Source organism: Aeromicrobium sp. (assembly GCF_049587115.1).
GTDB lineage: Bacteria > Actinomycetota > Actinomycetes > Propionibacteriales > Nocardioidaceae > Aeromicrobium.
Genome location: NZ_JBAVDI010000075.1, coordinates 1 through 3,175 on the forward strand (window position 1 = coordinate 1; position 3,175 = coordinate 3,175).

The 3,175-nt window shown below is 64.1% G+C and carries 3 protein-coding genes and 1 pseudogene; all 4 read left to right on the top strand.

Going from position 1 to position 3,175, the window contains the following annotated elements; translation table 11 throughout:
- Window positions 1-815, top strand: a pseudogene (locus WB461_RS07860) (hypothetical protein); the annotation flags it as partial.
- Entirely contained in the window at window positions 812-1,753 is a 942-nt protein-coding gene (locus WB461_RS07865) for a carbohydrate ABC transporter permease (RefSeq protein WP_423852177.1), read from the top strand. The pseudogene WB461_RS07860 and the gene WB461_RS07865, both read left to right, overlap by 4 nt.
- A gap of 5 nt (window positions 1,754-1,758) precedes the next feature.
- The gene (locus WB461_RS07870; protein WP_423852178.1) at window positions 1,759-2,598 is read left to right on the top strand and encodes a carbohydrate ABC transporter permease; all 840 of its coding nucleotides are present in this window, start codon (window positions 1,759-1,761) and stop codon (window positions 2,596-2,598) included.
- Between the two features lie 4 nt (window positions 2,599-2,602).
- On the top strand, window positions 2,603-3,175 hold a 573-nt coding region (locus tag WB461_RS07875; protein ID WP_423852179.1), incomplete at its 3' end, for an ABC transporter ATP-binding protein.

A 3,175-nucleotide genomic window follows, 5' to 3' on the forward strand; every position in this document is an offset into this window, starting at 1 on the left:
GGGCTCAGGTGATCAAGGCTGCAGCTGGCAACAACGGCAGCGTGGGCGTCCAGGCCAATAAGTACGAGGCCTACGTCGTGCTGATCAACGCACTCGTCCAGGGTGCCGGCGGCGACATCGTGTCCAACACCGAGGCCGGGCGTGACACAAAGGTCGACATCGACTCGGAGGCCGGGAAGAAGGCTGCCGAGGTCATCAAGATGCTGGCCGACTCCGAGGCTGCCCAGTCCGACCTCTCGGTCTCCAATGAGGGCACCAGCCTGGGCCGGATGTTCCCCGCCGAGCCCGATTCGCCTCAGGGTGCGGGCGAGTTCATGACCAACTGGACGTTCGTCTACAAGCTCTACGAGGGACAGATCGAAACGGGAGAGATCACCAAGAAGTTGTTCGACGACCTCGGCTACACGCGCTACCCGGCGACGGTCGAGGGCGAGGTCTCCAAGCCTCCGATCGGCGGGATCGACATCGGGGTGGGCGCCTACTCCGAGCATCCCGACTTCGCGATGGAGGCCGCGCAGTGCATCACCTCGAGCAAGGCGCAGGTCGACCTGGCGCTGAACAACGGGCTGATGCCGTCGACCAACTCCGCCTACGACGAGGTCGCCGCTAGTGGCGAGTTCCCCAAGGACCTGATCGAGCTCTACCGCACCAGCGTCGACCAGGGTGGCCCGCGACCGAAGAGTGCCTTCTACGCCCTGATCTCCAGCGCGATCCAGTCCCGCTGGCACTCACCGGACTCAGTGGACCCGGACACGACTCCGAAGGACTCGGCCGACTATCTCCAAGACGTCCTCGAAGGGAAGGCCCTGCTGTGACCACGGCGACCGCACCTCCCCCCACCAGCGGCACCAGCGCCAAGGCCCCGTCCACCGATCGGTCCCGGGCCGAGAACCGGCTGGGCCAGAAGCTGGTCGCACCGGCGATCCTCCTGATGCTGATCGTGACTGCGTTCCCGATGTTGCGGGCGATCTACCTGTCCGTCTTCGACTACTCGCTGACGGCGCCGGACGACCGTGAGGTCATCGGGCTGTCGAACTATCTGACGGCGCTGACTGATCCGCTCTTCTGGCAGACCACCGTGGTCACTGTGCTCTACATGGTGGTCACCGTGGCCGTTGAGCTCGTCATCGGCTTCATCTTCGCCATGGTGATGCACCGGGTGATCTTCGCCCGTGGCGTGATCCGTACGTCGATCTTGATCCCCTACGGCATCATCACGGTCGTCTCAGGCTTCGCCTGGCAGTTCGCGTTCACCTCCACCAACGGCTTCATCAACGGTTGGTTGCCGTTCATCGGAGACGACTTCAACTGGTTCGGCGACTCCACCCCAGCAGTGATCGCCATCATGGTCTCGGAGATCTGGAAGACCACGCCGTTCATGTCGCTGCTCCTGCTCGCGGGGCTGGCCCAGGTGTCCGAGGACATGATCGAAGCGGCCAAGGTCGACGGCGCCACCTGGTGGCAGCGGCTGGGGAAGGTGATCCTGCCCAACATGAAGGCGGCCATCATGGTTGCCGTCCTCTTCCGGGCCCTCGATGCCTACCGCATCTTCGACAACATCTTCGTGATGACCAACGGCGCCCAGAAGACCGAGTCGATCAGCTTCCTCACCTACCGGCAGACGATCGAGCAGTTCCAGCTCGGCATGGGCTCGGCCCTCTCGGTCCTGCTCTTCCTCTCGGTGCTGCTGGTCGCGTTCCTGATCATCAAGCTGTTCCGCGTCGACCTGGCCCAGGCCCGGCAGGAGGGTTGAGGTAGATGAAGAAGCTCGGAGTCCCGCTCGGTGTGCTCGTCATCCTGGTGTGGTGCCTGCTGCCGGTCGCATGGATCATCTCTCTGTCCTTCAAGTCCGAGGAGTCGATCACGACCGGAAACCCCGGCTTCCTCCCCGGCGACGGCACCTTCGCCGGCTTTGACAACTACAACAAGGTGCTGACCGACGACCTGTACGCCTACTTCCCCCGCGCCATCCTCAACTCGATCGGCATCAGCCTGATCGCGACCACACTGTCGGTGATCGTGGCCACGCTGGCGGCGTACGCGATCGCGCGGCTGGAGTTCAAGGGCAAGAAGCTCGTCCTGTCCATGTCGCTGGCCATCGCGATGTTCCCGGTGGTGTCGCTGATCGGCCCGCTGTTCGACATGTGGCGTACCTTCGGCATCTACGACACCTGGCTCGGGCTGATCATCCCCTACATGTCCTTCACGTTGCCGCTGGCGATCTGGACCCTGTCGGCCTTCTTCCGCGAGATCCCGTGGGAGATGGAGCAGGCTGCCCAGGTCGACGGCGCGACGTCGTGGCAGGCGTTCCGGAAGGTGATCGTGCCGCTGGCCGCACCTGGTGTCTTCACCGCCGCGATCCTGACCTTCTTCTTCGCCTGGAACGACTTCGTCTTCGGCATCTCGCTGACCTCGACCGAGGCAGCCAGGCCGATACCGGCGTCGCTGGCGTTCTTCGTCGGCGCCGACCCGTTCAACCGGCCGGCGTCGCTGCTATCGGCGGCCGCCGTGCTCGCCACGATCCCGATCATCATCATCGTCCTGCTGTTCCAGCGAAAGATCGTCGCCGGGCTGACCTCCGGCGCAGTGAAGGGTTGATTCCATGGCTGCCATCGACATGAAGAACATCGTGAAGAAGTACGGCGACGGCTTCCCGGCCGTCAACGACGTCTCCATCGACGTCCAGGACGGCGAGTTCATGATCCTGGTCGGCCCGTCGGGCTGCGGGAAGTCGACCCTGCTGCGGATGATCGTCGGGCTGGAGGACATCACCTCGGGCGACATGATGATCGGTGACAAGAAGGTCAACGACCTGGCACCGCGCGACCGCAACCTCTCGATGGTGTTCCAGAACTACGCTCTCTACCCGCACCTGACTGTCTACGAGAACATCGCGTTCCCCTTGCGCCTGGCCAAGACCGATCAGGCCACCGTCGACGAGAAGGTGCGCGCCGCCTCGAAGACGCTGGAGCTCGACGAGCACCTCGAGCGCAAACCGGGCAACCTCTCCGGTGGTCAGCGCCAGCGGGTGGCGATGGGGCGTGCGATCGTGCGCGACGCCGATGCGTTCCTGTTCGACGAGCCCCTGTCGAACCTCGACGCAAAGCTCCGCGGCCAGATGCGCACCGAGATCGCCCGGTTGCAGAAGCGTCTCGGCATCACCACGGTCTACGTC